General features: G+C 49.2%; 18 protein-coding genes. 13 read left to right on the forward strand and 5 right to left on the reverse strand.

What is annotated here, in order from left to right; all coding sequences use genetic code 11:
• Window positions 1-114 precede the first annotated feature (114 nt).
• On the forward strand, window positions 115-1,662 hold the full coding sequence (locus tag R2X38_RS09700) for a DEAD/DEAH box helicase (RefSeq protein WP_317522025.1): 1,548 nt from the start codon (window positions 115-117) through the stop codon (window positions 1,660-1,662).
• A gap of 84 nt (window positions 1,663-1,746) precedes the next feature.
• On the forward strand, window positions 1,747-3,057 hold the full coding sequence (locus R2X38_RS09705) for a rhodanese-like domain-containing protein (RefSeq protein ID WP_317522026.1): 1,311 nt from the start codon (window positions 1,747-1,749) through the stop codon (window positions 3,055-3,057).
• A 416-nt stretch (window positions 3,058-3,473) separates the two neighbouring features.
• Here the strand turns inward: R2X38_RS09705 and R2X38_RS09710 are convergent, their stop codons facing one another.
• The 3 genes from R2X38_RS09710 to torS all read right to left on the reverse strand — a co-directional run bounded on the left by R2X38_RS09710 (window position 3,474) and on the right by torS (window position 7,834).
• Window positions 3,474-3,824 (reverse strand): hypothetical protein, encoded by a 351-nt coding sequence (locus R2X38_RS09710; protein ID WP_039466099.1) that lies wholly within the window; start codon window positions 3,822-3,824, stop codon window positions 3,474-3,476.
• 156 nt (window positions 3,825-3,980) lie between these two features.
• Window positions 3,981-4,631: a LysE family translocator gene (locus tag R2X38_RS09715; protein WP_317522027.1), complete on the reverse strand. Its 651-nt coding sequence runs from the start codon at window positions 4,629-4,631 to the stop codon at window positions 3,981-3,983.
• A 215-nt stretch (window positions 4,632-4,846) separates the two neighbouring features.
• A complete protein-coding gene (gene torS / locus R2X38_RS09720; protein WP_317522028.1) occupies window positions 4,847-7,834 on the reverse strand; it encodes a TMAO reductase system sensor histidine kinase/response regulator TorS in 2,988 nt (995 codons plus the stop codon).
• Window positions 7,835-8,051: 217 nt separating this feature from the next.
• Here torS and torT point away from each other — a divergent pair, with 217 nt between their 5' ends.
• The 5 genes from torT to R2X38_RS09745 all read left to right on the forward strand — a co-directional run bounded on the left by torT (window position 8,052) and on the right by R2X38_RS09745 (window position 12,975).
• On the forward strand, window positions 8,052-9,122 hold the full coding sequence (gene torT / locus R2X38_RS09725; protein WP_317522029.1) for a TMAO reductase system periplasmic protein TorT: 1,071 nt from the start codon (window positions 8,052-8,054) through the stop codon (window positions 9,120-9,122).
• Between the two features lie 291 nt (window positions 9,123-9,413).
• Window positions 9,414-9,872, forward strand: a complete 459-nt coding sequence (locus R2X38_RS09730; protein ID WP_187463878.1) for a methylglyoxal synthase — start codon at window positions 9,414-9,416, stop codon at window positions 9,870-9,872.
• A gap of 169 nt (window positions 9,873-10,041) precedes the next feature.
• Entirely contained in the window at window positions 10,042-11,022 is a 981-nt protein-coding gene (locus R2X38_RS09735; protein WP_317522030.1) for a zinc-binding dehydrogenase, read from the forward strand.
• 121 nt (window positions 11,023-11,143) lie between these two features.
• Window positions 11,144-11,791 carry a recombinase family protein gene (locus R2X38_RS09740; protein ID WP_317522031.1) on the forward strand — a complete coding sequence of 216 codons (648 nt, stop codon included), beginning with the start codon at window positions 11,144-11,146 and terminating at the stop codon, window positions 11,789-11,791.
• Window positions 11,788-12,975 carry a multidrug effflux MFS transporter gene (locus R2X38_RS09745; RefSeq protein WP_317522032.1) on the forward strand — a complete coding sequence of 396 codons (1,188 nt, stop codon included), beginning with the start codon at window positions 11,788-11,790 and terminating at the stop codon, window positions 12,973-12,975. The genes R2X38_RS09740 and R2X38_RS09745 overlap by 4 nt, the downstream gene beginning before the upstream one ends.
• A 110-nt stretch (window positions 12,976-13,085) precedes the next feature.
• On the opposite strand, the gene R2X38_RS09750 is transcribed toward R2X38_RS09745, so the two are convergent.
• Complete coding sequence (locus R2X38_RS09750) at window positions 13,086-14,909, reverse strand: ABC transporter ATP-binding protein (RefSeq protein ID WP_317522033.1); 1,824 nt, start codon at window positions 14,907-14,909, stop codon at window positions 13,086-13,088.
• A 141-nt stretch (window positions 14,910-15,050) separates the two neighbouring features.
• Between R2X38_RS09750 and R2X38_RS09755 the strand changes: the two genes are divergently transcribed.
• The 6 genes from R2X38_RS09755 (at window position 15,051) to R2X38_RS09780 (ending at window position 23,260) form a co-directional block, all read left to right on the forward strand.
• Complete coding sequence (locus R2X38_RS09755; protein ID WP_317522034.1) at window positions 15,051-17,156, forward strand: TonB-dependent siderophore receptor; 2,106 nt, start codon at window positions 15,051-15,053, stop codon at window positions 17,154-17,156.
• A gap of 81 nt (window positions 17,157-17,237) precedes the next feature.
• Window positions 17,238-18,023 (forward strand): ABC transporter ATP-binding protein, encoded by a 786-nt coding sequence (locus tag R2X38_RS09760; protein ID WP_317522035.1) that lies wholly within the window; start codon window positions 17,238-17,240, stop codon window positions 18,021-18,023.
• On the forward strand, window positions 18,014-18,943 hold the full coding sequence (locus tag R2X38_RS09765; RefSeq protein ID WP_317522036.1) for an iron-siderophore ABC transporter substrate-binding protein: 930 nt from the start codon (window positions 18,014-18,016) through the stop codon (window positions 18,941-18,943). The genes R2X38_RS09760 and R2X38_RS09765 overlap by 10 nt, the downstream gene beginning before the upstream one ends.
• A complete protein-coding gene (gene fhuB, locus R2X38_RS09770) occupies window positions 18,940-20,907 on the forward strand; it encodes a Fe(3+)-hydroxamate ABC transporter permease FhuB (RefSeq protein WP_317522037.1) in 1,968 nt (655 codons plus the stop codon). Before R2X38_RS09765 ends, fhuB begins: the two co-directional genes overlap by 4 nt.
• A 156-nt stretch (window positions 20,908-21,063) precedes the next feature.
• Window positions 21,064-22,479 carry an MATE family efflux transporter gene (locus R2X38_RS09775; RefSeq protein ID WP_317522038.1) on the forward strand — a complete coding sequence of 472 codons (1,416 nt, stop codon included), beginning with the start codon at window positions 21,064-21,066 and terminating at the stop codon, window positions 22,477-22,479.
• 409 nt (window positions 22,480-22,888) lie between these two features.
• Window positions 22,889-23,260: a hypothetical protein gene (locus R2X38_RS09780; protein WP_317522039.1), complete on the forward strand. Its 372-nt coding sequence runs from the start codon at window positions 22,889-22,891 to the stop codon at window positions 23,258-23,260.
• Window positions 23,261-23,323: 63 nt separating this feature from the next.
• On the opposite strand, the gene helD is transcribed toward R2X38_RS09780, so the two are convergent.
• A complete protein-coding gene (gene helD / locus R2X38_RS09785) occupies window positions 23,324-25,411 on the reverse strand; it encodes a DNA helicase IV (RefSeq protein ID WP_317522040.1) in 2,088 nt (695 codons plus the stop codon).
• Window positions 25,412-25,625 lie beyond the last annotated feature (214 nt).

Raw genomic sequence — 25,625 nt, forward strand, 5'->3', positions numbered from 1 at the left:
CGACGCTATACAGAATATCCTGAAAGATTAGGACATTTACCGATCCTGCTGTAAGCTACCCCGCTTGCTGCCTGTGTGAGGCAGATCATACTTTTATCCAACTGAGAATTTTCTATGAGTTTTGCCTCTTTGGGCCTTTGCACCCCAATTCTTGAAGCTGTTGCCAACCAAGGCTACGAAACCCCGTCTCCTATTCAGGCGCAGGCGATCCCTGCTGTTTTGGAAGGGCGGGATGTCATGGCGGCGGCACAGACAGGAACAGGCAAAACCGCAGGCTTTACCCTGCCAATTCTTGAGCGTCTATCTAAAGGCCCAATCGTTCGTGCTAACCAAGTACGAGCATTGGTACTGACGCCAACCCGCGAGCTGGCAGCCCAGGTCGGTGAAAACGTTGCAACCTATTCCAAGAAACTGCCACTCAGCTCGGCGGTCGTTTTCGGCGGGGTGAAGATCAACCCGCAGATGATGCGCATGCGCAAGGGTGCCGACGTACTGGTCGCCACTCCTGGCCGCTTGCTGGATCTTATCGGCCAGAACGCTGTTAAGTTCAACCAGCTCGAAGTACTGGTACTAGACGAAGCCGACCGTATGCTGGATATGGGCTTTATCCGTGACATCAAAAAGATCCTAGCGCTGCTTCCTGCCAAGCGTCAGAACCTGCTGTTCTCTGCGACCTTCTCGGAAGAGATCCGCGAATTGGCTCGCGAGCTGACCAATAACCCAGTAGAGATTTCGGTAACACCGCGCAACAGCACAGCCAAAACCGTACAGCAGTGGATTTACCCAACGGACAAGAAGAAAAAGCCAGCACTGCTGACCAAGCTTATCCAAGAGAAGAAGTGGCAGCAGGCGCTTGTTTTTACCCGTACTAAGCACGGGGCTAACCGCCTGGCAAAATACCTTGAAGAGCGCGACATTACCGCGGCAGCTATCCACGGTAACAAAAGCCAAGGTGCCCGTACCAAGGCACTGGCAAACTTCAAAACCGGTGATATCCGCATTCTAGTCGCAACCGATATTGCCGCCCGTGGTATCGATATCGACCAGCTTCCACAGGTAGTCAACTTCGATCTGCCAAATGTGGCCGAAGATTATGTTCATCGTATTGGTCGTACAGGCCGTGCTGGTGCTGAAGGCCACGCAGTTTCACTGGTGTGCGCAGATGAAATCAAAGAGCTTAACGCCATTGAGCAATTGATTCAGCAACACCTAGAGCGTAAAGATGTGGTGGGTTTTGTGCCAACCAATGCACTACCGAACTCTTTGGCGATCAAACCGCTTAAAGCGAAAAAGCCAAAGAAACCGAAAAAGCCAAAAGAAGCGGCAGAAAGCAATACTGAAAAGCGCACTGAAAAGCGTACTGATGGCCGTACTGAAAGCCGCAATAAACCAAAACGCAATTCAGGTCCTCGCAAAGGTAACGCACCGAAACAAGGTGACAATAAACCTCGTAATGCTGACGGCCAACAGCGTAAGCGCCAAGCTAACGGCAACGGCAACGGCAACGGCAACGGCAACGGCAACGGCAACGGCAACGGCAACGGCAAAAGCTATCGTAACAGCGATGTGAAGCCAAGAGGTCAGAAGCCAAGTCAACGAGGCCGCAAGCCTAATAGCAAAAATGTGAACCGCTCGAAAAATACCGCAGCGCAAGCAAGCTAAACCGAAAGAACATTACTCATATCAATAAAATAGCGAGCCAGCATAATATAATGCTGGCTCTTCTTTTTATGCTAGGTAACTCCGATGAAACTAACCAAATGGGCGCTGCTCTCTTCAGCAGCAGTGATGAGTCCCCAACTTGTGGCGGCAACTTTTGATCAGTTAGCCGCCGAAAATAATCAAGACGTTCAAGTCATCGACTGCCGGTCGAGCAATCACTACAACGGCTGGCCCGAAGCCAACCAAACACGCGGCGGTCACTTCCCTGGTGCTATTAATTTCGATGCCGACTGGCTATCGACGCTTCGCCCCCAGGTTGTCCAAGCCGAACTCGAAAATAGAGGCATCGACCTCCACAAGCCGACATACCTTTACTGTCAGCCTGAAAAAGCAGAGATTTTACAAGATCAGCTCAAGAGCCTTGGCAATAACAATATCCAGCTTATCAGCCAAGCTGTTACCGATTATTCCGGTCAGCTGACCGCACTTGAAAACTACCAGCAGCTTGTGCCTGCTGAGTGGCTCAATCAGCTGATCAACGGCAAAGATGTCCTTCACCCACCAGCCAAAGGCTTCAAAGTGGTCGAAGTCGCGTGGGGACCACCAACCAAATACCTTGCCGCCCATATTCCTTCGGCGCTATATCTCAATACCAACAGCATTGAGTCCGAGCCTTGGTGGAACCGGGTCGACGATCAGATGCTGGCAGCGACAATCAAAGAATTGGGTATCTCCCACGATACCACCGTCATCCTATACGGCCGCGACAACACCGCAGCTGCGCGAGCGGCCAGCTTGATGATGTATGCCGGGGTTGATGATGTACGCCTGCTCAACGGCGGCTGGCAGTCCTGGGTCAATGCAGGTTTTTCAACCCAACCTCTGCGCAACCACGCCAAGCCTGTTGAGTTTGGCCGCAAGATCCCGGCTAATCCGCAGTACATCATTGATGTTCCAAAGGCCCGTGAAATCCTGGAAGATCCTGAACACCAATCACTGGTCAGTATCCGCAGCTGGGCTGAGTATGTTGGTGAGACAAGCGGTTACCGCTATATCGAACCCAAAGGCCGCATCAAGGGTTCAAAATGGGGACATGCGGGCTCTGATGCTTACCATCTGGAAGATTTCCGCAACCCGGATGACACCATGATCAGTCCAAGTATCATGACTGACTTCTGGAAAGATTGGGGCATTAACGCATCCCAGACAGTATCGTTCTACTGCGGTACCGGCTGGCGTGCCTCCGAAGTCTTCTTCTACGCCCATGTGATGGGTTGGAAAGACATCAGCGTTTATGACGGCGGCTGGTTTGAATGGAGCGGGGATCCTAGCAACCCGACCGAAACCGGCGACATCCCTAATGCGCCGAAGTCTGCGTTCTACAACGAGAAGTAGAGAAACGTAATTTAACGAGTACTACTTGTTCGTTAGCCAGATAAATTAATAAGGATCTGAACGTTCAGATCCTTATTAGTAAGATGGTTATAAGACTAAATTCAATGGGAAGAAGAGTCACTTAAACCAACGCACAGTAAAAATGCCATGCGTTGCGAATCACCCTTAAATGCAAGGCCTTATCCGTTCTCGCCCATAAATTGGGACGCTGTATTTACTTCATGACGAGGAACAAAACTGTGTTTGATGAAACCGGGTAAGTCGCACAATAGGCTAAATTGAAACTCTCTGGACACCAGAAGCCATTTAACAATTTCGTTGAATAGAGCCTGGAATACTATCTATTGGCCCTGCGTAAACGTAGCAGGCAGCGTTGAGACCGCATTAAGAGACCCTCAATATGTGTCGACACTCTTTTAGAACACCATCGCATGGTCTACTAAATAGCGCCCATCTTCGTAAACTAAAACCATTTCTGCCACATGTTCACCAGCAGCTTTCGTGTAATATTGCTTCCAAACTATTGCCGCTGAATCTGGTCGCTTAAATACTGCAACGAACTCTCTTTCTGCAAAGAAACCCTTTTCAGCTTGATATTTCACACAGATTTCATTGAGGTGGTCTCGGGTGACAATTTTTAGCATTCGCTTGCTGAAATCACGAACGTGTAGCTCGTAGTCAATATTTGTAGATGCTTCCATCAGATTGTCCATGATTGGATTCGCAATATCTAAAATTTCCTTCTCTGACATTTCTTGAAAATTCATAATAATCCTTTTGTTACCTTTCTGACGGGAGTGCTGACGCCTGATTAAGTGGCTTTCAACGTAACACCATGTTACCGCACACCACCTAAATCACTAAATTTACTGCGCCCCACAAATACCACACGCTGCGAATCCGCCTTGAATTTTTTATATTTTTTAACGCACTATCGCTGATTTGACAATACTCACCCCGATAAGCCCCAATATAGCACCGGTTACTTTATCTATGTAATAAGCTGCCTTTGTAAACCTTTTTCTTACGCTATGGGTAGAAAGCAAAAAAATGATGGCTGCATCCCAGAGAAAGACTACTAGTGTCATCCATATACCCAAACCTAGCTTGAATCCAAAACTCACTTCATTTGTTAACACCACGGTGAAAAGGCTCAAGTAAAATAATAAGTTTTTGGGGTTAAGTACCCCTGACATAAAGCCAGTAACCAATTCATACACAAAAGAGCCAGAGTGCTTAGGTACTGACTTTAGCTCGGAATCAAGATTTACATATGACGCTTTTCTTGCCTTCAAGGCATGGTAAGCCAAATAGATAAGAAATAGACCACCAACAACTTTAAGCACAATCATTATGTGTACTGATGCAGCTAAAATTGAACCAACACCAATTAGGCAAAGACCGATATAAACTGCATTGGCTAAGGCAATACCAAATGCTACACCAATGGCATTCTTTCCTTTATTACGTATTGCACTTTTGACGACCAAAACAAAATCAGGTCCTGGACTTAATAATGCTAGAAAATGAGCAACTGCAACAGTAATAAAAACTCCAACTAACCCTACATCCATACTAGGCACTCCATTGCATAAAATTAAGCATTGAATTATGCACCAGGAATGAATAAAAATACACCCCTTATGAAAGGTGTGCCTCTCTGGACCAGCAAAGCCAGCATCAAGGTATACTTATCAGAGCATTCTACTCCAAGTCACTGACAGTACAATTGAACACATAAATGAATGCTGCAATTAGGGGTGTAGATAACAAAAGGGGGTAATCAGCCTCAATCAACCGCGAAAGTGCGGTTAAGTGCCGTTAACGACGCCTGATATACCGCTTCTAGTGCATTAGCCGCTTCTTCTTCGACGGTTCCTTCTTTTGCCGACTTCTCGATTTCCAAACACACTTGATGCAACTGGCGTAGGCCCATGGTGCCGGCCGCCCCTTTAAGGTTATGGGACAGGCTCGCGACCAGTGCCAGATCACCGCTCTGCATAGCAGGTAGTAATTTATCCATAGTTTGTTGCGATGAGTCGGCAAACAGAGCAATCATCTTCTCGACCATGGCTTGGCCCAATACCTGAAGGTCACTTCCAAGTACTGATTCATCTAAAACAGGTATGTTTTCGGCCATATTTCCTGCCATTGTTGTATCTACCTCGCTTTCGCTCATATTATCACTGTGCTTGTCGTTATGATTGTCGCTAGGACTTTGCTCAACAGGGTTTTCCTCAACAACGCCAACCCGCTCGGCTCCGCCCAGAATAGAATTAAGAACATCAACCAACTGATGTTCAACCAAAGGTTTGGGCAGGAATCCCGCAAACCCAGCAGATAGATATTGCTCGACTTCTTCATTGAATACATGGGCAGAAAAAGCAACAAACGGCGTTTCATCCACTGCCTGCACCTCACTATCCGCAGCTTTGAGCTGTTTCAGCTCACCGAGCAGGGCCACCCCATCGGTATCCGGCAGGTTGATATCAAGCAGGACGATATCAAAATCATGCCCGGCGTAGACCTCCCTCGCCTGCTGGCCATCTTCCGCGACTACCGTTTGGTGACCTAGGCGACGCAAAAAGCCCTCTGCCACCAAACTGTTAACTGGGTTATCCTCTACCAGCAGTATCTTGGCTGCCGGTAAGCCGCCAGCGGCCGTATCAACACTCGCCGTCTCAGTATGCTCCCCTGGCTCTAGCGTAAGGGTAAACCAGAAGCTGCTCCCCTCGCCCGGCGCAGAAACAAGGCCAATTTCCCCGCCCATGGCTTCGATGATTCGCTTGCTGATGGCAAGGCCCAGCCCAGTCCCACCCGCAGCCTGACGGCCTTCATTGGACTGGTGGAAAGCCGTGAACATCATTTCCTGCTCATGCAACGGGATACCAACACCGGTATCTTCCACTTCAATATGCAAACGGGACGGATCATGGGCCGACGCCGATACCAGCACTGTAACTTGTCCATCTTCGGTAAACTTGATGGCATTACCGACTAAATTGGCAAGAACTTGGCGGATACGTGTCGCATCTCCTACCCAGTGCTCACCGACATTGTCATCAATGTCGGTGACCAAGCTAACGTGCTTTGACTGCGCCCTGCCAGCAAACAAGCTGTAAACGTCTTTAACCAAAGTATGCAGTGAGAAATTCGCAGGGCGGATATCCAAGTGACCGGCTTCGATTTTCGAGTAGTCGAGTACATCATTAAGGATATCAAGCAGGGTTTCGCCACTGCGGTTAATCACCTTGAGGTATTCCGCCTGCTTGTCGTTCAAACCGGTATCGGCCAGCAAGGATGCGGTACCCAGCACCCCATTCATCGGTGTGCGAATTTCGTGGCTCATGGTCGCGAGGAAGGCGGATTTTGCGCGGTTGGCCTGCTCTGCTTCGGAGCGGGCTTTAGCGTGATTGCGGACCTCTTTGTTGAGCTTTTCGTTGGCTTTTTCTAATTGGCTAGTTCGCTCGTGGACTAACTGCTCAAGGCTGTTTTTGTGTTGCTGTAATTCGGAGCGAATTTTCGACTCGACCTGTGCCAACCTGTGGCGCTCATAGGCGGTATCACGGGCGACCATGATTGCCTTGCCCATCTGTGCCAGCTCGTCATCCCCCTGGGTAGTCAGGCGGATCTCCAAATCGCCGCGGGCCAATGCCATCAGGGCTCTGCTGTAATCGTTGATTCGGCGGATCACCCGCGCATACACGTAGCGCCACATGATCAGCACCAGTGCCACCATACCCAACGCAGAAATCGCAATTAGACTGTTTCTTGCGACGGTGAGGGTTTCATCTACTTGCTTAACAGCCTGTTGAGTACCGACATTGGCCGCCTGAATAATGCCATCTACGGTTTGGTTCAATTGCTGAAACAACACTAAATTTTGCTGCTCCATTCGCTCAACATCTTGATGGGCATAGATCAACGCTTCCATGTCCGAGAAAAACTCGCCATCGTTATCTAGCGCTTTCACCTGCTCAAGAAGTTGCTCCGAACGACTGGGATCCTCGACCGATTTAACCCGCTGCTGGATCACGCCAACGGCGTATTCAAACCTATCCCGAAGTTTGTTGAGTTCACTGATGGTGCTGATCTGCTCACTGTCATCGAGCATGTTGATCACTTGCAAGGACAAAAAGCGTAGCTCGAATAATCGCTCGCTCAAGTCCATGTCAACTTCAACCAAGCTATCCAGCGCGTTGAACACTGCTTCTTGGTTGCCCTTTTCCACCAAATCGTAAATACGCGAGACATTGGCGACAGCGATGGTATTGGCGTTGGAGACCTGTGACTGCGACAGCTCGTCAATTTGTTTGGTCGCTACCGTCATGGTGTTATTTAGCACCTTAACTTGTTCGCTAAGCTCGATCTTTCTGCCTACCAGCATACCCAACATGGCCAGATTGTTGACGATGTTCTCGACGTCAGTGACCAGTTGTTGCATCAACTCGGGTTCGAAAGCGTATTGATCAAGAGCCTCCAGACTATTATTCAAAGCCCGGATATGCAGCGTTAGCGATTTCCCTTGCTGATCCCGCTCTTTTTCATCTTTTGATTTCGCCAATACCTGAGCATTGAAAATGATACGGGTACTTAAATCCGACAACTGCCGCGCTTCAACCAGAGCAGGCACGGCCGTATTGATCACTGTGCGTTCGGTTTTGGCGACCAGAGAGAAACCAGCAACACCAATCACAACAGCGATGATCATCAAGCCAGCCATCATGGAAAAAGCAATCAGCAGTTTCTGGCCAATGCTACTCGGAGTTAAATTCATAAAACAAACCGTGGCAGATAAGTAGGCAGGTCAATCAAGCGACAACACATCATAAAGTGAGAGACACTCGCCAAAAGACAGCTATAAAAAAAGACACCTATAAAAATGCTATTATACCAATCTAGATAAGTAATTGGTTATTAACCACAACAACGTCCTGCACTGATTGACTGAAATAGTTAAACAAAAGAACAGGCGATTTCCTGACGGTTGCAACATGATAAGAAAAATAGCGATAACACTTCTGGCACTCGCCGGATTGAACCAAGCTGCCAATGCGGTAGACATTATCGCCTATACCCCGCCTTTTGAGGCCAATAAACAAGCGACAAACATTCAGTACCAACCGTTAGAGAAGGCCAGTCAACCTTGGAAGCTTTGTGCGGTTTATCCACACCTCAAAGACTCCTACTGGCTATCCGTCAACTATGGCATGGTTGAACATGCCAAAAAGCTCGGCATTGAACTCAAAGTGCTGGAAGCCGGCGGTTACCCGAACCTCGATAAGCAACAGAGCCAGCTTGCCGACTGCAGAACCTGGAATGCCGATGCGATTATTCTCGGCACGGTAGATAGCCTGGCCTACGACAACATGCTGACCAAATTGACCGATGACATTCCGGTTTTTGCCACCATCAATTACCTTGATACCAGCAACAAAGACAGCCATGACAATGTTATAGCCAGAGTCGGTGTTGACTGGTACCAAATGGGGTACCAAACCGGCAAGTTCCTCGCCAAACGCCATCCCAAAGGCAGCGGTATGATCAACGTCGCCATGTTGCCCGGCCCGCAAAAGCGTGGTGGTACCAAACCGGTTGTTCAGGGCTTTTACGATGCAACAGAGAATAGCGATATTAATATCGTCACCACCATGTGGGCAGATCACAGCAAGGAACTGCAACGAAACTTAATCCAACAACTCCTCGCGACGGATCAACAGTTCGACTATGTCGTCGGTGGTGCTGTTGCAGCAGAGGTCGCGATCAGTGAGCTTAGGGCAAACCACCTGAACAATGAGACCCAAATCTTATCAACCTATCTCAGTCACGGTGTTTACCGCGGCCTGCTTCGCGGCAAAATCCTCTTCGCGCCAACGGATAAAATGGCCCAGCAGGCGATGCTATCTGTTGATCAAGCAGTTAGGTACCTCGAAGGTAAGCCGTTGAAGAAAGATCTGGCACCTATTCTTGCCTTGCTGACACCCGATAACCTCGACAGCGATGCCATTGCCGAGTCACTTTCCCCAGCGGAGTTTCGTCCTGTATTCCATGTAGAAGCCCCCTGACATCTTTACCCAAGTTGTTGCATTTGTAATCGCAAACCAATCAAGGCCAGCCCCACAGCGTGGAATTTTGTTATCTACCCAATGATTTGAAGAGATTTCTTTGTACTTCCACAGCTAGCTCTGGTACTTATACTTGATGCCTCGAATTGAGTTGCACATGCTATGCCCTTGCCAAGTGCAATCCATTACATATGGCGATGTAGATATACAGATAACACCACACAGTTGTCACAATTGGGCCATAAACTCTGTGCGACAGCTGTTGTCAATTTTGTCTCTGTGGAGTAATAGATGCACGTAACAACCCGAACAATGGAAGAAACCAAACACATCGCGCTTGTCGCCCACGATAACTGTAAAACCCACCTAATGCGCTGGGTTAACGAGCACAAAGACAAATTAAAAGATCATGTCTTGTATGCCACAGGCACTACAGGCCATATGATTGCGCGCGAGTCGGGTCTTGAAGTGAACTGTCTGCTAAGCGGCCCTATGGGCGGTGACCAACAGCTAGGTGCTCTGATTTCCGAAGGCAAAATCGACATGATGATTTTCTTCTGGGATCCACTCAATGCGGTACCACATGACCCAGATGTAAAAGCGCTGCTTCGTATCTCGGCAGTATGGAATATCCCGGTTGCTACCAACCGTGCTAGTGCAAACTTCATGATTTCATCGCCTAGACTAGCTGAAAAAGTAGAGATCGAAATTCCTGATTACGATGCTTACCTGACTGAACGCCTGGGCTAATCAGCCAGCAACAACTCAGAATTCTAAATGACGCCTCTTGCTTAAGAGGCGTTTTTATTTGCACCTCACCATCGCGCTGCTGCTTTCAATCAGTCCAAAATAGTAAATTTGGTTTAAGGTTAATGAGTAGAAAACATAAATAAAATAATCAGAATCGCAGTGGTGGCCAATGAAAGCATGGAAATTGAACCAGCCGGAAGGTATCGACCAATTGGTACTGACAACGGCAACCCAACCGACCCCTTCAGACGAAGATGTCTGCATAAAAGTAGAAGCCGTCGGCCTGAACCCTATCGACTACAAGCTTGCCCACTGGGGCTACGCCACTTGGAATTACCCGCAGATTATCGGGCTTGATGTAGTCGGCACCATTACCAAAGTCGGCAAAAATGTTCACCACTTCCGACCGGGAGATCGGGTGATGGCATTCCTCGATCCCCGAGACGGTGGAGGTTTTGCCCAGCACACCAAGGCAAAAGCCTATGCCGTAAGCCGATTACCCGACAACGTCAGCTTCACCCAAGCTGCGGCGCTGCCCTGTGCCGGTTACTCGGCTTGGATTGCCATTCACGATAAACTTCGACTCGAAACGGGTCAAAGCATTGCGATCACCGGTGCCGGAGGTGGCGTCGGCGGCTTTGCTACCCAACTGGCAAAGCTCGCCGGTGCCACTGTTTATGCCATTGCCGATGGGCAGCATCACCAGCGGCTGCTTTCCTATGGTGCGGATGAAGTCATTGACCCGCACACTGAAAACATTGCCATGCGGCTTATCGAATATACCGAAGACAAATTGGTACACGGCGTTATCGACTGTGTATCAGCCAAGTCTGGCAGTACCATGAGTGCCTTGGTTCGTTACAACGGCCATATCGTGATGATTGCCGATCAGTTCAATCAAGTGCCGCTACTGGCAACGACCAAAGCCCTCAGCCTGCATGAAGTTGCCCTGCACGGCACCTATTCCCATGGCCATACCGAGCACATCCATCACCTGGCCGATATCGGCAACCAGCTAGCAAACTTGGTGAGCGAAGGAAAACTCGATGCCATGGTGGACCATGTCTATGCCTTCGACCAGCTTCCCGAAGCGCTTAAACACCTGAATGAGCAGCAACACAGCGGCAAGTTAGTCATGCAAGTGAGCTAAACACCAAGAATAACAATAAGATCTTTATGGGTAGGATCCTTATAGATTCTATTCATTGTGTTTATGAACTATTAAATGTATATTTATGAGCCATTACATCAAATGAGCTAATTTTTGCTTTATGGCGAAATACATCTATTCACGGTTCTCTCCCAGAAATACTGAACATCAGCAGCAGATTGAAGCTTTGCTGGCCGCTGAGCCAAATGCCGAACAAGTACAGGATCGTGTGCGCGGTGATGTCGAGCCAATGGCAAGGGAAGGCTTTCGCCACCTTTTCGACAAACTCGCTGAAGGCGATGTGGTATGGGTTTGGTGGCTAACCGCATTCAGCCATGACTTCAATAAGGTTCAAGCAACGCTCTCAGCCCTTCTCGATAAAGGGGTCACGTTAAAAACGCTCTCTGAGCCACTGACGTTTGTTCCGGGCTCTGAATCAAGCCACATTTTGCTTTCGCTTCTGAGCGGTTACGGCAATGTGCAAACCCGCAAAAGGTTGCTGGCCGCCGAGCACAGCCGCCAGGCGATGAAAGATAACCCCGAGTTATGGCAGCAAAAATTCCGCGGCCGTCCTGCAGATCGTGGAAAACATCGGGAAATTGCCACCCTATTGCTTGAAGGCCACAAGCTTCAACACGTGGCAGATAGCTGTAATGTCAGTATTTCCACCGTAAAGCGGGTGAAAAGTAAACTAAGCCAGTTCGATGATGAAGGCGCATTGCGTACCCGGCATACCTGTAAACGCCACAAGGATAACAAGCCCTCATGACCGACCGTAACTTCTGGAAAGCCCTCGGGCTGGTGTGCCTGATCATCAGTGTCGGCCAGTTGAGTATGGGGTTGGTGTTTCCGTCCCTGCCTTGGATTGCCAAAGATTTTGAAATCTCCCTTGACCAAGCACAGCTTCTGGTCAGTATCTACCTGCTTGGCTTTGGCCCATCGCAGTTTCTCTATGGCCCGATCTCTGATGCCCTGGGACGTAAAAAAGTCCTGATGACAGGGCTGCTGATTGCACTGTCCGGCCTTGTGATGATCATTACCCTGAGCGATTCCTTTACCGGCATGGTGATGGGACGTTTTCTTCAAGGGCTAGGTACTGGTTGCTGCGCTGTTCTTGCTCGTGCTTCGACCCGCGACCGGTTCAGTGGTGCTGAGCTGCCGCTAGCCATGTCCTATATCGCCATGGCTGCCTCTCTGACGCCTCTGATGGCACCGGTACTGGGTGGTTTTATTAACTTTCACTTCGGTTGGACCATGGTGTTCACCTCCCTACTGGGCTATGTCACCCTTGTCTGGCTGGTAATCGCTTTGCGCTTCAAGGAAACCGTGGCGAAAACCTCTAAAGTGCCTTCTCCGAAGAAAATGGCCCAGCAGTATTGGCAACTGCTCACCTCAAGCTACTTCATGAGTTTTGCCAGCATCGGTTGGCTTAACTTCAGCCTGATGATCACAACGGTTTCCGTTATGCCTTTCATCATGCAGAACCAAATCGGCATGACATCCGACGAATATGCGATGTGGGCACTGATCCCAGCACTGGGTATGCTGGCAGGAACCACCCTGACCAACCGAGTCCGTCCGAAAATCGGCACGCAAAGAATGCTGTTTTTCACCCCGGTATTGCATGGCAGTGCAGCACTGTGGCTATTCTTTTGCCCGGTTGAGCCACTGTACCTGATGCTTGGGCAGTTTTTGATGATCCTGGGGAACGGGATTGCCCTACCTTGCTCACAGGCTATGGTGATGCAGCCTTACAAGAAACAGGCTGGCGCCGCTGCCGCTATGTCGGGCGGCGGGCAGATGATCGCCTCATCGATTGTCAGTATGGGATTGGTGAAGCTCGGCCTTAGCCAACCATGGCATTTATCTCTTGTGATTGTGGTGTTTGCCTTGATCACCCTGAGCAATATTGTCCGCGGTTTCAAGGTAGAACCACAGGTCCAGACAGCCTAGCGCTACCTATCAAAACTAGCGCTATTTATCATAAAAAGGGGGAGAGCATTCCTGCTCCCCCCCTTTTTTACATGGTCAAGGTTCACCGTTGTAGGTACAGGGTTTCAGCCCTAACCCAGGAAACCGCCAGTCTGATGGCGCCACAATTGGGCGTATATACCATTTTTATCAATCAGCTCTTGGTGACTTCCCTGCTCGACCACTTTTCCTTGGTCCATCACAATCAAGCGGTCCATGGCTGCAATTGTCGACAAGCGGTGGGCAATGGCAATCACGGTCTTGTCGTCCATCAATGCCTCCAGGTTTTCCTGAATTGCCGACTCCACCTCTGAGTCCAGTGCCGATGTCGCTTCATCCATGATCAGAATTGGTGCATCTTTTAGTAATACCCGCGCAATCGCTATGCGCTGACGCTGGCCACCAGATAGTTTCACACCACGCTCACCGACTTCAACATCGTAACCGATATTGCCACTCTCATCTTTTAGCTCAGTTATAAATTGGTGGGCATGGGCTTTCTCGGCAGCATGAACCATGGCATCGAAATCAGCATCCGGATCACCGTAAAGGATGTTCTCTTTGATTGAGCGGTGAAGCAGTGACGTATCCTGGGTCACCATACCAATCTTGTGGCGCAGAGACTCTTGTTCGACCTGGCTGATATCTTGGCCGTCAATACGAATAGTGCCCTGATTGACATCGTAAAAGCGCAGCAGCAGGTTCACCAAGGTCGATTTACCGGCTCCCGACCGACCGACAATACCCACTTTTTCACCCGCCTTGATGGTCAAATCCAAGCCTTCGAATACCGACTTATCACCACCGTAGTTGAAGTCGACGTTGTCGAAAGTGATTTCACCTTTATCAACCGTCAACTGCTTAGCGTTAGGCGCATCTTTAACTTCAACATCGTTGGAAATCGTGTTGATACCATCCACCACAGTGCCAATATTTTCGAACAGCGCACTGACTTCCCACATGATCCACTTAGACATGCCCTGGACACGGAGGGCGATACTGATTGCGACCGCAATACCGCCAACCGTCACAGCCGCATCGAGCCACAGGGACACCGACAGCATGGCAATGGACAGCAACAGCAGGTAATTGAGCGCATCGACACTTAACAGCAAGCAGGTAACCATCCGCATCTGGCGGTAGACCGTTTTCAAGAACTGCTTCATGCTGCTCTCGGCATAGTCCAGCTCACGCTTGGAGTGAGCAAACAACTTTACCGTCGAGATATTGGTGTACGAGTCAACAATTCGCCCGGTCATGATGGAGCGTGCATCGGCTTGATCGGTAGCGACCTTTTTCATCTTGGGTACGAAGTAAAACTGTATCAGCACATAGATACACAACCACACCACAATCGGCAGCATCAGGGTGGTATCAGATTCCCCCATCATCCAGATCATCGACAGGAAGTAAACGGAGATATAGACCAGCACATCGACCAGTTTCATCACCGTCTCGCGCACGGCCAAGGCACTCTGCATGACCTTGGTGGCTACCCGACCGGCAAAATCACGCTGGAAAAATCCCACCGCCTGCTTGAGCAAATAGCGGTGGATCAACCAACGAATAGACATCGGATAATTGCCCAGCAGGGTCTGGTGCATGATCATCGAATGCAGAAAACCCAGCATCGGCATCACCACCACCACGAGCAGCAGCATCGAAAACATGCGGTCGCCCTGGTCCTGCCAGAAGGTTGCCCTGTCCTGGTTGCTCAATATATCGACAAGCTCCCCCATATAACTGAGCAAAACCACTTCGGTCAGCGCTATCAGCGCACTGAACACCGCCATCAAGGCAAGCGGAATTTCAAAGCCTCTGGTATAGAAGCGACAAAAGCCAAATAGTTGTTTTGGCGGCCTTTCTGTCTCCATTTGCGGAAAGGGTTGGGTAAGTTTTTCAAACCAAGTGAACATAATCAAGCTAGCAACTGAACAGTGAGTGGAGGCACTTTTTACTATCTTTTGATGAAAAAGTCAGTAAAATCACGAAAAACAATCTTAATAAGAATAATTATCAATCACTTTATCGCTTGTAGATACAGGGACAATCCAGTTATGAATAAACCCAAAGCTGCAGCCACTGCAGTTCGTTACGCGCTACTTTTCGGCGCGCTTCCCGTTGCCACGCTTGCGCCTTTAGTTGCCCATGCCGATGAGCCCGCCACCCAGATGGAAACTATCACGGTCACAGCCCAGGCACTGAAAGTTGATGTGCCAGCAGAGGAAACTCCCCGCGCGGTTTCTATTGTTTCTGAAGAAGAGCTTCGCCAACGCTCGCCGCAGAAACTCGACGAAGCACTTCGCTATACTTCTGGCGTAACGGCACAACCTTTCGGCAACGACAACGACACCGATTGGTTCCGTGTGCGTGGCTTCGAAGCTGCTACCTACCTAGACGGCAACCGCCTGTTCCGTGACGGTTATTACACATGGCTTTTGGAGCCTTACGGCCTAGAGCGTGTCGAAGTGGTTAAAGGCCCTGCCGCGATTCTTTATGGTGAAGCTCCTCCCGGCGGTGTAGTCAATGCCGTGCAGAAAAAACCCACCTTCACGCCACAAGGCGAAGTTAAAGTTGAAGTGGGCAACAACAATCACCAAGCCGTTGCCTTCGATGTGTCAGATGAAGCCAATGAAGACGGGACAATGCGTTACCGCCTAGTCGGTACGATGAAGAGCACCGATGGTGAACTTGACGGTACGAACAATGAACGTTTCTACATTGCACCAAGCCTAGAAATTGACATCAACGACCGTACTATGCTGACGCTACTAGGTACGTACCTTAAAGATGACGGTGTACCTACCAATGCCTTCTTCCCGGCAGCTGGTACCTTGATTGACTCTGATTTTGGCAAGATTGATCCGTCGACCAACCTTGGTCAACCAGATTACGACAACTATGAACGTGAGCAGTTCTCAATCGGTTACCGCCTAGAGCATGATTACAACGATGTTTGGCAGCTAACGCAGAACTTCAGCTATGGCTACAACAAACTTAACCTTATTAGTTCTTATGCTTTCTTCAATAACGATCCGTCCGTTGAAGAACTGACGCAAGGCTTGGTATATCGCGATGGTAAAAACCAGAGTGTGACGTTTGATAACAATGCGGTAGGTAACTGGTACAGCGATGAATCTGAACATACTTTACTGGTTGGCGTAGACTTCCAGTACCACAATACTGATGGTGTTGAACAAGATAACTTTGCATTTGGTACCATCAACCCTTGGAAGCCGGAGTATGGTAATTTCACGCCTATCGACCCGTCATTGAATATCCAACGTGATATTTCCAAGACTCAGGCGAGTTTGTATTCTCAGTACCAACTTAAATTCCAAGAGCAATGGATCGGTATTGTCGGCGCACGCTACGATTGGGTGAAGTCGGAAAACAAGGGCAAAGGAAATACAGCTTTCGGCCCTGTCGACCAAAAAGAATCGCGCAATGACAATCAATTATCACTCAATGCCGGTGTGATGTACCTTGCCGATAATGGCCTATCTCCTTATGCCAGTTATGCCCAGTCGTTCGAAGTGCTGAGCACTATCGATCCGTCAACGGGTAAGCTTTACAAACCGCTTGAAGGCGAGCAGTTCGAAGTCGGTGTGAAATACACACCAGAATTCATCGATGGCTACGTGAACGTTGCGTTGTTCGACATCACCCAGAAAAATGCACTAGTCACCAACCCTGATACCTTCATTGCGACCCAAACCGGTGAAGTCTCTTCACAAGGTGTTGAAGTCGAAGCAGTCAGTCAGTTGACGGATGACCTTAAACTATCGGCAAACTACACCTACACCGATGCTCAAACTGATGAATCTGGTGGCCGCGGTACTCAACAAGCCGGCCTGATCCCTCAGCATGCGGCAACGGCCTGGATTGATTACAACACGGGTTCATTGGGTCTTGAAGGGCTCAATATCGGTACCGGTATTCGCTACATTGGTGAATCAAAAGACAACCCGGCAAGTAGCGACCTAACAATTCCAAGCGTAACGCTTTGGGATGCTGCTGTGACGTATGACATCAGCAAAAAATGGCAAGCACAGCTTAACGTCAACAATATTCTCGACGAAGAATACGTATCTGGTTGTGACTACTGGTGTTACTACGGCCAGTCTCGCTCAATCATGCTGAATGCTAACTACCGCTGGTAATAAATAAGCAATTACAGGTAACGAACGAAATCACTCTCTGCCCTCGGTAGAGGGTGATTTTCTGTCAATAAAGTAGAGTCAATGTACCAACTTTTCGATATCAAAATTATCCGAGGCGGGCGTCAAATCCTCGGGATCGACCAGCTTAGTATTCCCACCACAGAATTAACTGTCGTGCTGGGCCACAACGGTTCGGGTAAATCTACTCTGGTTAACCTGCTTTCGGGGCAGATGGCTCCCGATCATGGCCAAGTCAAGCTCAATGGCAACATATTGACTGACTACAAAACCAAAGATCTTGCCAAACAAGTCGCCTACCTGCCGCAAAAGTTACCCGCGTCTGCCGGGCTGACTGTTAAAGAGCTGGTCAGGCTCGGCCGTTTTCCATGGCGTGGCGCTCTAGGGCGCTTCAATACTGAAGACAGTGTCATCATCGAGCAAGCGATGGGCAAGACTGGGGTGACGAAGTTCGCCGATACGCTAGCAGACCAGTTGTCTGGCGGTGAGCGCCAACGAGCTTGGGTTTCAATGTTGCTGGCTCAGCAATCCCCTATCCTTATCCTTGATGAGCCGACTTCAGCCTTGGACGTCCACCACCAGTTCCAATTAATGGGGCTGCTTGCCGAACTCAACCGCAACGAAAACGTCGGCATTATCGTGATATTGCACGATCTCAATTTGGCGCTGCGCTACGCCACCCATATTGTGGCCTTGAAACAGGGTAAGATCGCTTTTGAAGGCAGCTCAGATATTCTGCTTGATGAGCAGCGCCTCTCGGAGCTTTATCATTCACCCATCAAGCTCATCGACCACCCGTCCCCGGGAGCGACTGAAACCAGCCAAAAGGTAGCAGTGGTATGCGCTTGAGTTTGTTGAAAATACGCACATTTACTTTACTGGTATTGCTTTGCTTTGCCCCAATACAACAGGTCTTTGCCGCTGTTGAGATTGAAGATGGACAAGGCACCGTAAAGTTCGACAGGGCCCCAGAACGGGTCGTTGTCCTTAACTGGGATATCTTGGAGCAGGTCTTGGCACTGGATGTCGTGCCAGTAGGGGCCCCTAATCTTGCCGACTACCGCCAGTGGGTCGTCAAACCAGCAGCCCCAGAATCTATCCAAGATATAGGCTCGCGCTCAGAGCCAAATCTAGAAAAGATCGCCAGTCTACACCCAGATGTGATTATTGCCGCTTCACCGCAAAAAGACCTGCTGCCTATTCTCAAGCAGATCGCTCCCGTTGTATTTCTGCCAAATTTCTCAGAACACGATAATGCCGCCAAAGAAGCACTGGCTCACCTTGCCTTGCTAGGTAAACTATTCAACAAAGAAGCACTTGCAAAACAACGGCTAGCAGAAATAGAGTACGGCTTCGAAACGCTGAGAAACCGCCTTGCAGCGCATTTTGAGCTGCCTCTGGATGTGGTCGTTATGCGCTTTTCCACTCCAAATTCAGTCTTCATATACACCGAGCATTCCACCACTCAGTATGTGGTAGAAAAGCTTGGCCTGAACAACCCAATTGTGGTTGAACCAAAACCTTGGGGTGTAAAGCAAGAACGCATCAACCGGCTGCAGTTTATCGAAGAGGGTTACGTACTCTACGTTCAACCGTTCCCACAAGCAGATAAATTGAATGAGTCAATGCTATGGCAAGCGATGCCCTTCGTGAAAAAAGGCCATTTTAATGATGTCCGCTCAGTGTGGAATTATGGCGGAGCCTTATCACTGCTCTATATGGCCGAGGCCATCACGGATAGCTTAATGAAACTGGCGCCAACCCCATGAAGAAACAACATTATCTAGGTTTTACGGCCCTTATTTTGGTACTCGCAGGGCTTAGCCTGCAAATTGATACCCATTTGCCGTTATCGAGCCAGTGGCAACTGATCCGTTTCCCTCAATCTGCCAGCCAGTTTGCTGAGGTCTTCTTCCTACACTCACAGTTACCTCGCTTGAGTATCACTATTTTAGTCGGTGCCATGCTCGGCTTAGTCGGTAGCCTGATGCAGCAGTTGACCCAGAACCACCTAACATCACCGCTCACACTGGGAACCTCATCGGGCGCTTGGCTTGCCTTGGTTATTGTCAATATCTGGTTTGTCGATTGGGTTGCAGATTATTCCGCCCTGGCCGCTATGGGAGGGGCACTGCTTGCTTTTGGCCTGATTGTTTCCATTGCCGGTATTCGCAACATGACTGGATTGCCTCTGGTCGTCTCCGGTATGGTGATCAATATCTTACTCGGCTCGATAGCTACTGCTTTGGTTATCCTTAACTCACAGTTTGCCCAAAACGTTTTCATGTGGGGTGCCGGTGATCTCACCCAGTACAGCTGGGATTGGTTCCTGTGGCTGCTGCCAAGAACGAGCATCGCCATTGTTATTTTGATCCTGGCTCCTCGCATCCTGACAGTTTTGCGTTTAGGGCAAGAAGGCGCTGCCGCAAGGGGATTGTCGGTCCTTCCTGCTTTTGCCGGTTTAATGGTTATGGGAATTTGGTTGGTATCGGCCTCGATTACTGCTGTGGGGATCATCAGCTTTATTGGTTTACTAACCCCAAATATTGCAAGGGCACTAGGTGCACGGACTCCAAAAGAAGAGCTGCTCAGCAGCTTGTTACTAGGTGCTATCTTGCTAGTTATTACCGACGCGCTATCAATGGGATTAAGCCTATGGCTGGAACAGACCATTCCAAGTGGCGTTGCCGCCGCTGCTATCGGTGCCCCGGCCTTAATTTGGTTTAGCCGCAAGAAGCTAACCGCACAAGACCAACTCAACCTATCCATGTCGCGGGGCAAGAAACAGCTGGCCATGCCTGTTGTTATAGCTATCGCGCTAAGTTGTTTGCTAGGCGTGCTGGCCTACGTATTTATCAGTCATGGCAGTCAGGGACTAGGGTTTGCTCTACCAGGTGAATACCAGTGGCAATTGCGCTGGCCGCGAATGCTAACGGCTCTTAGCGTGGGTGTCGCCTTGTCGATTGCCGGTATCATCCTGCAGCGCATCGTCTATAACCCGCTTGCCAGCCCAGATATGCTTGGTGTTTCTTCTGGGGCCACATTTACCATTATTGTCACGGGTATTTTTGCAAGTTCTTCGCTAGCCTCTTTCAGCTGGGGCATTGCCTTCGCTGGGAGTATGTCGGTATTGGTTATCTTGTTGCTGCTTGGCAGAAGAAACCATTTCAACCCTTCCAACTTCATCCTATCGGGTATTGCGTTGACAGCACTACTTGAAGCCTTGGTGCAGTTCTCTTTGGCCAAAGGTTCGGGTGATAGCTATGAAATTCTGTTGTGGCTAACAGGCTCTACCTACCGGGTTACATCAATTAATTCTGTTGCCTTGTCGGCCGCTGTGGTCTTGCTGCTGCTAACGGTCTTCGCTATTTCTCGTTGGCTGACCCTGATCTCCATTGGCCGCGACTTTGCTAATGCCCGAGGTTTGTCTGCTAACAAGGTCAACGCCCTTTCGCTGACTATCGTTGCCTTGCTATGTGCAATTTCCACAGCAACCATGGGCCCAGTCGCTTTCGTTGGCCTTGTTGCCCCACATATGGCGATGCTGATCGGAGCTAAGCGGGTTAAAGAGCAGTTAGTCGCCGGTAGTCTGATTGGTGCTACCTTGATGGTATGGTCTGACTGGTTGGGACAAGTCGTGATCTATCCGAATAATATTGCCGCCGGGACATTAGTCGCCATTATCGGTAGTACTTACTTCCTATTCCTGATGCTAAAAAGCAAGTTCAATTAATTATTCACCACTTAACCAACAACCATTTACATATCCGGCCTTGCACTTTATGCACAGGCTGGATATATTCCCCCCGCCTCGAAAGGCACACCCTAAAATGCACACCTGCCATCCTGCTTCCACTGGTGCATTTATATAGGTGTTTTTCTATACCCCATGCAAAATCAAACCGTAAATCGCGCTCAATCGAGCACGTCACTTTTTTCACGCTTTACCCGTGAGTCCGGCTCGTTATTACACCTGTCAATTCCAATTATTATGACTCAGCTTGCCACTCAAGCGATGGGTTTTGTCGATACCACCATGGCAGGCCAAGTCAGTGCCGCCGATCTCGCTGCAATTGCGTTGGGTACCAGTTTGTGGCTGCCAGTGTCCCTGCTGCTTCGCGGTATTATTATGGCATTGACCCCAGTGGTAGCGTTCCACCGGGGTGCCAACGAGCTCGACAAGGTGCGTATCGAGTTCATCCAGATGATCTGGGTCGCTGCACTGGTCAGTAGCCTGCTGATTATCTACCTGTCACAAGGTGGCAATATTCTCGACGCCATCGGAGTCGCACCAGAGATCATCCCGATTGCGAGTGACTATGTAATTGCTCTCGCTTTCGGTGTACCGGGTATCGCACTGTTCTACAGCTTGAACGGTTTCTGTGAAGGGATGAACAATACCCGTGCCCCTATGCTGGTTTCGGTTATTGGCCTATTGATGAACATCCCAATCAACTATGTGCTGATTTACGGTAAGTTCGGCTTCCCTGCCCTTGGTGCTGTGGGCTGTGGCTGGGCAACCAGTATCGTCTACTGGGTGATGTCCGGGCTGCTGTACTCTTACATCAAGGGGCATCACCACTATAAGAAAATCATCCACTTTGCGGATATTAAACCTCGAGTTAATGACTGCCTGCACCTGTTGAAACTGGGTGTGCCTATCGGTATGAACATCGCGGTATGCGGCAGCATCTTTGCGGTTATCGCCTTGTTGATTGGCCGTATCGGTGCCGAAAATGTTGCTGCGGCGCAGATTGCCCTCAATATTTCCAGCATGACCTATATGATTCCGATGAGCCTGTCTTTCGGTATCACTATCCGTGTTGGCCACGCGCTTGGAGCTAAAAACCAACAAGGAGCCAAAGAGCGCAGCCTGTTCGGTATTACTGTTGCCGGTTTGCTGTCTCTGCTCTCGATAAGCTTCTTCCTGCTGTTCCCAGATTGGATAATCCGCTTGTACACCACGGATCCAGTCGTTAGTGCCACCGCTGCGACGCTGCTGATCTATACCGCGGTATACCAATTTAGCGATGCACTGCAAACCTCTGCCAATGGTGCACTGCGAGGCTACAAAGATACCAAGATCCCGATGATCCTGGCGATCACCGCCTACTGGGGCTTGGCACTGCCTTTGGGCATGGTGATGGGCCTGACAGATATGGTCGTTCCGGCCATGGGCGAAACCGGCTTCTGGGTGGGTATTGTTACCGGCCTGACCGTTGCGGCGATGTTTATGCTGCTGCGCCTGCGCTATGTGATCCGGAGCCAAACGGCTGATAATTGCCATCAACTACAGACTGCATAATTGGTCGTAAGCTGATGATTAAATGCCTTCCTCTCATAACATCTCACAGATGATTTAGGGGAAGGCTGCATCCCCTGGCTGAACACGATTTACACACCTTTACTTATATTGGCACCCCGTTACATTCAGCGCGGTAATATATAAGCTCAGCGGAGTTGAAACAACTCGACAGCCCTGAGTCGATCCTTTTCCATTCAATAGTCATCATGAAAATCCCAGAGCCAACTTTTATTAACTGAACAGTTAATAAACTGAAAGCCAATCTATTCCACCATTTCTCGACAAGCATTAAATTAGTGTAATAGCCTGTAATTTAATTCCTTCGTTTAACACTCTAATCTTTAGCATGTCACAGAGAGCAACATATAAAATACTTTACCAAGTACAATCATTAGATTAAGGACAAGTCATGATTAAGTTACCGAGTGAAACACTAGAGGTTCTTCAGGGCGTAGCAAGCCTAAAAGCAATTTACAATGACAAGGCTCAGCCTGGTACCGAGGTGGTTATGTACGATGGAACGCCTGAACAGTGGACCAATACATATTCTGAAATACAGGTTATTTACGCTGACAGGCTAGTATCAGTTACTGAAAAGAGCAATAAACCCGGCCGGGGGCTTTTTACTATTGGCAGACATAGAAACTGGTATTACAGCCATTCTTTATTTGCTACCCCTGAAGAGCTAGAAAATAAAATTTATGAACTACTTCGTTTTAGCCTCACCGGAAAAACAAACCTAACAAAAAAAATAAAGCAGGAAGATACAGCCTCCGCTTAAATAAAAAAGCGAGCTCGCTATTAAATAGCGAGCTCTCTGATATTTGGGGAGCTGTATACGAAACTACTTCTGCTTTGCTTTCACCCTTTTGATCTTGTTCATCACTGGATAACCGTCATCAATCAGTTCATTAACGAACGTTGAGGGCTTTTGAGGCTCGGCACACACCCAGACATGCTTCTTGGCACGGGTAAGGGCGACATAGAATAAGCGGCGCTCTTCGGCATCGGTAAAGCTTTCACCTCGAGCCTGAAGACAAGCAGCCAGGCCAGTATCCCGGTCTGGCGCTGGGAATACACCTCGGTTCACGTCGAGAACGAACACAAAGTCAGCTTCTCGCCCCTTGCTGGCATGGCAGGTCATAAAGTTAATGCCAAGGTGCGGCCATTTTTCCTGCCATTGCTTGAGCTTTTCAGGGCGCTGGTTGTTATTGCGACCCAGCAGCAAGGTGGTCACCTCGCCTTTTTGCTGTGAGGCAAGTTGCGCAAGCTCCTGATCAATCAAGTCCTGACACAGCAAGGTCACCGCTTTTCGCTTCTGTTTCTTGAAACTGGTGAGACCTTTTTTCAGCTGGTTCGGGTTCTGCTGGATAAAAGCGTTGGCAACTTCACCGATCATGCTGTTAAAACGATAGGTGGTATCAAGCTCGGTAATATGGCTGGCACCGAAGCGCTGCTCGAAACCGGTCGTCAGGTTCACATCTGCGCCCGCAAAACGGTAAATTGCCTGCCAGTCATCCCCCACAGCAAACAAGGTTGGCCTGTTGTCTTTCCCTCCGGCATGACAAAGCGCTTCAATCAGCGCCAAACGGTGCGGGGAAATATCCTGGTACTCATCAACCATGACAAACTGCCACGGCGGCATGAACTTGCCCTCTTTGACGTATTCCGTCGCCCTTTGGATCATGGTATTGAAGTCAATCTGCTTGTTGGCTTTTAGATGTTGCTCATAAGCACGGTAACAAGGCCACAATAGGGCCAACTCACTCTTCATCCGAGCACGGGCAGATTCATTGTCATGTTTTTCAATACTTTCAACCAACTGTGACTTATTCGCGCCACGCTGGCCGATTAATTCAATATGACGCCATACCCAAGCCGCCAGTTGTTCGCTTTTGGCCTGCTTTTCCATGGAGTTTTCAGCTTTGAAGCCAGGAATACGCCATTGGGTCAGGTGTTTCTGCCAGCGTTTGGCAGACGCAGCAGTTTCCCACTGCTCGGTCAACACCTGCGCAATCCACTTGGCTCGTTCTTTCTCATCCAGTGTGACAGGCGATACACTCGGCATCTCGCTCTCTACCGCCTTGATGATTTGGGTGCCCAAGCTATGGAAAGTCGCCACCTTGATCCGGTCGCTGACTTTAGCCCCCAAGCGCTCACTCATCTCTTCAGCCGCTTTGCGACCAAAGGCCAGCATCAAGATTTCTTCTGGCTGGCATTGCTGGTTAGCAATCAAGTAAGCGGCACGGGCGACCAATACGCTGGTTTTACCGGTACCGGCACCAGCCAGTACCAAGTTATGATCTTGGTTGATCAATACAGCTTCGCGTTGGGAAGGGTTTAACGGCGACGATTCAAACTTATCGAACCACGATGACCACTTTTCGGTTTCTTTTTCCAGCCATTGGCTGTTGGCTTCTTCTACCCACTCTTCGTTGCCTTCAAGCCAAGGCTCAACTTTTTCGAACGCCAATGGACGGAAAGATCCTGCCAGTTCACGGGTAAGACCGGTTGAAGCCAATGCGTTGTCAAGATAACGGTGCAGTTGGCGGTGGGAAGATTCACGCAGGTAACCCTCTGCTTCGGCATAGCTATCAATCCGCTTGAGCATTTCCGGCAACAGGTTATCGAGCTTCTCTACCCGGCCTTGTGCCCAGTTTCGGTAAGCTTCGAGCAACATATTGGCAAACGCCTTGCATTGCTGCCATGGCAGGCCATGTACCGTCCAGCAATATTCCTGATCAGCAGAGGTTAATTCAAAGCTGCCCCATAGCACGCCGCGATGGACATCTATCGCGCCATCCCAATCATCAAAGGGAATTTCTTCTGTTTCTGTCTGGCTATCAAGCACCAAACAATTTTCACCGAGAGCAATACTGCAATAATCACCTTGGGCGAGCCATTGGGCCAACCACCCTGCTGTCAAACGCATTCTGTCACCAACACTCAACTTACTTCTGCTACTACGCTAGCTTTTGCGCGCGTTATTAGACATTGTGTAGCCTATTAACGAAAAAACGACTTGGACTTAAGAGTACCAAGTTCTATAGATATACCCTAGCGTCCAAAAAATCTTTTGCGTAAAATTTCTGCCAAAAATTAAGGTGTTCAGGCCTTTAGAGGCGAAATTTCCGGTTATTTGACGG

Origin of the sequence: Photobacterium rosenbergii, from assembly GCF_033022775.1 — a bacterium.
In the GTDB taxonomy this organism is placed as follows: domain Bacteria; phylum Pseudomonadota; class Gammaproteobacteria; order Enterobacterales; family Vibrionaceae; genus Photobacterium; species Photobacterium rosenbergii_A.

Coding starts and splice junctions, on each gene's coding strand:
- R2X38_RS09700 (WP_317522025.1), top strand. CDS start 115: ATGAGTTTTGCCTCTTTGGGCCTTTGCACCCCAATTCTTGAAGCTGTT.
- R2X38_RS09705 (WP_317522026.1), top strand. CDS start 1,747: ATGAAACTAACCAAATGGGCGCTGCTCTCTTCAGCAGCAGTGATGAGT.
- R2X38_RS09710 (WP_039466099.1), bottom strand. CDS start 3,824: ATGAATTTTCAAGAAATGTCAGAGAAGGAAATTTTAGATATTGCGAAT.
- R2X38_RS09715 (WP_317522027.1), bottom strand. CDS start 4,631: ATGGATGTAGGGTTAGTTGGAGTTTTTATTACTGTTGCAGTTGCTCAT.
- torS (WP_317522028.1), bottom strand. CDS start 7,834: ATGAATTTAACTCCGAGTAGCATTGGCCAGAAACTGCTGATTGCTTTT.
- torT (WP_317522029.1), top strand. CDS start 8,052: ATGATAAGAAAAATAGCGATAACACTTCTGGCACTCGCCGGATTGAAC.
- R2X38_RS09730 (WP_187463878.1), top strand. CDS start 9,414: ATGCACGTAACAACCCGAACAATGGAAGAAACCAAACACATCGCGCTT.
- R2X38_RS09735 (WP_317522030.1), top strand. CDS start 10,042: ATGAAAGCATGGAAATTGAACCAGCCGGAAGGTATCGACCAATTGGTA.
- R2X38_RS09740 (WP_317522031.1), top strand. CDS start 11,144: ATGGCGAAATACATCTATTCACGGTTCTCTCCCAGAAATACTGAACAT.
- R2X38_RS09745 (WP_317522032.1), top strand. CDS start 11,788: ATGACCGACCGTAACTTCTGGAAAGCCCTCGGGCTGGTGTGCCTGATC.
- R2X38_RS09750 (WP_317522033.1), bottom strand. CDS start 14,909: ATGTTCACTTGGTTTGAAAAACTTACCCAACCCTTTCCGCAAATGGAG.
- R2X38_RS09755 (WP_317522034.1), top strand. CDS start 15,051: ATGAATAAACCCAAAGCTGCAGCCACTGCAGTTCGTTACGCGCTACTT.
- R2X38_RS09760 (WP_317522035.1), top strand. CDS start 17,238: ATGTACCAACTTTTCGATATCAAAATTATCCGAGGCGGGCGTCAAATC.
- R2X38_RS09765 (WP_317522036.1), top strand. CDS start 18,014: ATGCGCTTGAGTTTGTTGAAAATACGCACATTTACTTTACTGGTATTG.
- fhuB (WP_317522037.1), top strand. CDS start 18,940: ATGAAGAAACAACATTATCTAGGTTTTACGGCCCTTATTTTGGTACTC.
- R2X38_RS09775 (WP_317522038.1), top strand. CDS start 21,064: ATGCAAAATCAAACCGTAAATCGCGCTCAATCGAGCACGTCACTTTTT.
- R2X38_RS09780 (WP_317522039.1), top strand. CDS start 22,889: ATGATTAAGTTACCGAGTGAAACACTAGAGGTTCTTCAGGGCGTAGCA.
- helD (WP_317522040.1), bottom strand. CDS start 25,411: ATGCGTTTGACAGCAGGGTGGTTGGCCCAATGGCTCGCCCAAGGTGAT.